Below are 2,555 nucleotides of genomic sequence, written 5' to 3'. Positions count from 1 at the left end.
GGACTAAGCCGCTCGCGCGGCATGGGTGACCGGCGCTGGCGCCGTAGTTGAACCTGAAGTGGCGGCGCCTTGCCCGTCCTGTCTGAAGATCAGGGGTCAACCCTGCAGACAGGAGACCCCTGATGAGCTCTGCACCCACGACCCCGCTGCGTCAGCGGATGATTGAAGACATGTCGATCCGCCAGTTCGGCGAGAAGACCCAGAGCGACTACGTGCGCGTCGTCGCCGACTTCGCCCGGTTCCTCGGTCGCTCGCCCGATCAGGCCGAGCCCGAGGACTTGCGACGATACCAGCTGCACCTGGCCTCCGCCGGCGCCTCGCCGGCCAAGATGAACGCCAGCGTCTCGGCCCTGCGGTTCTTCTTCAAGATCACACTGGGTCGCCAGGGCTATGGCGAACGGCTGGCCACGGTCCGCAAGGAAGACCGTCTGCCCGAAGTGCTCAGCCCCGAGGAAGTGGCGCTGCTCCTGCACTGCGCGCCCAGCCTCAAGCACAAGGCCGCCCTCAGCATCGCCTATGGCTGTGGCCTGCGGGTCTCGGAGATCACCCACCTGAAGGTCAGCGATATAGACAGCGCCCGCATGCTGATCCGCGTCGAGCAGGGCAAAGGCCGCAAGGATCGCTATGTGATGCTATCGCCAGACCTCCTGGCCCTGCTGCGCGATTGGTGGCTGTCAGCCAGGCCCAAGGGGTGGCTGTTCCCAGGGCGTGACCCCGGACAGCCCGTCACCGCCCGCCAGCTCGACCGGGCCTGTAAGGCCGCCGCGGCGACGGCGGCCCTGGGCAAGCGGGTGTCGATGCACACCCTGCGCCATTCGTTCGCCACCCACCTCTTGGAGCGCAAGACCGACGTGCGAGTGATCCAGGCGCTGCTGGGTCACAAGAAGCTGGATACGACCGCCCGCTACACCCGCGTGGCGATCAAGACCCTGGGCGCGGTGAAGAGTCCGCTGTCGCTGCTGCGGCCGCCGCCCGCCTGAGCTAGTCGCCATGTCCCGGCCATCCCTGGAGGTGGCCGACATCTTCCGCGCCCATGGGCCGGCCTATCGCCGTGACCATGCCGGACACCTGAGCCTTGGTCAGCTCAAGGCCATGTCGGCCATTGAGGCCTGTCGCACCGCCGAGTTGGGCGGTCATGTCGCGCGCTGCGACGACTGCCAGCGCCTGGCGGTGAGCTACAACTCCTGCCGCAACCGCCATTGCCCCAAGTGTCAGGGTTCGGCGGCCAAGGTTTGGCTGGCCGAGCGTCAGGCCGATCTGCTGCCCGCGCCCTATTTCCATGTCGTCTTCACCCTGCCAGGAGAGATCGCCGCCATCGCCTTCCACAACAAGGCCGTGGTCTATGATCTGCTGTTCAAGGCCGCCGCCGAGACCCTGCGGACCATCGCCGCCGATCCCAAGCGCTTGGGCGCGCGGCTGGGTCTGATCGCCGTGCTCCACACCTGGGGCTCGGCCCTGACTCATCACCCCCATGTCCACTGCATTGTTCCTGGCGGCGGGCTCTCCCCCGACGGCCGGCGCTGGATCGCCTGTCGCAAGGGCTTCTTCCTGCCCGTGAGGGTGCTGTCGCGGTTCTTCCGGCGGCTGTTCCTGGAGAAGCTCACGGCCCTCCACGCGCAAGGGCGTCTGCGCTTCTTCGGCGACCTCGCCGCTCTGACCAAGGCCCAGGCCTTCGCCGCATACATGGCGCCGCTGCGTCGCGCCGAATGGGTGGTCTACGCCAAGCCGCCGTTCGGTGGGCCGGCCGCCGTGCTGGCCTACCTCGCCCGCTACACCCACCGCGTCGCCATCTCCAGCAACCGTCTGGTCAGCTTGGACGACCGCGTCGTCCGTTTCCGCTGGAAGGACTATCGCCGCGCCAACCCCGCCACCGGCGCGGTGAAGATGGCGACCATGACCCTGGCGCCGGCCGAGTTCATCCGGCGGTTCCTGATCCACGTGCTGCCGTCCGGCTTCCACCGCATCCGCCACTATGGCCTGCTGGCCAAGGGCCCCAACACCGTGCCCCTGGAGACCCTGCGCGCCTTGATCCTGAAGCGAACACCGCATCCGGCCGCCGTCCACGAGGCCACTCCCGAGCCCCCCGAGCCCAAGGCCCCCTCGGCTCTGGTCTGCCCATGCGGCGGCGTCGTGCGGATCATCGAGGTCATCGGCCGCAGCGGCGCCTGGTGCGCCCGCCCACTCGCGCCGCTGTGGTGCGACAGCTCATGAGCCCGGCTGCGACGATCGTCCGCGCCTATTCCCGCCATTGCCCCCGGCCTTGGCGCAAGACCCGCTGCGCCTCGCGTCCAGCCCCGCCTCAAGCGCCGTCCTGCCACCCCCAATGTCGGCGCCTCGCACCGCTAGGGGCCCAACATGTTGGACGTTTTGGGCTCCTAGTGGCCACCGTCCAGACCTCTTGGGCCATCGTCAGCACCGCAGCGACAAGCGCTATCGCCATAGCCTGACACGCCCGGGCCGCTGAGCGCGGCTTCCTCCCCTGAAGGCTTTCGGAAGCCGGCCCTCAGCGCCGGCCGCAGACCCCGTGCACGGGCCAGCATCCGAAACCCTCAACA

2 protein-coding genes are annotated in these 2,555 nt (G+C 68.5%); both read left to right on the top strand.

Annotated features, from left to right (window positions below; translation table 11 throughout):
* The first annotated feature begins 122 nt into the window (after positions 1 to 122).
* Positions 123 to 980 (top strand): site-specific integrase, encoded by an 858-nt coding sequence (locus DI526_RS23335; protein ID WP_099442159.1) that lies wholly within the window; start codon positions 123 to 125, stop codon positions 978 to 980.
* Between the two features lie 10 nt (positions 981 to 990).
* On the top strand, positions 991 to 2,211 hold the full coding sequence (locus tag DI526_RS23330; RefSeq protein ID WP_304283424.1) for an IS91 family transposase: 1,221 nt from the start codon (positions 991 to 993) through the stop codon (positions 2,209 to 2,211).
* The last annotated feature ends 344 nt before the right edge of the window (positions 2,212 to 2,555 follow it).

Origin of the sequence: Caulobacter segnis (assembly GCF_003243465.1) — a bacterium.
GTDB classification, from domain to species: Bacteria; Pseudomonadota; Alphaproteobacteria; order Caulobacterales; family Caulobacteraceae; genus Caulobacter; species Caulobacter segnis_A.
The sequence above is the reverse complement of the archived record's forward strand: the minus strand, read 5'-3'. Positions and strand labels throughout refer to the sequence as shown.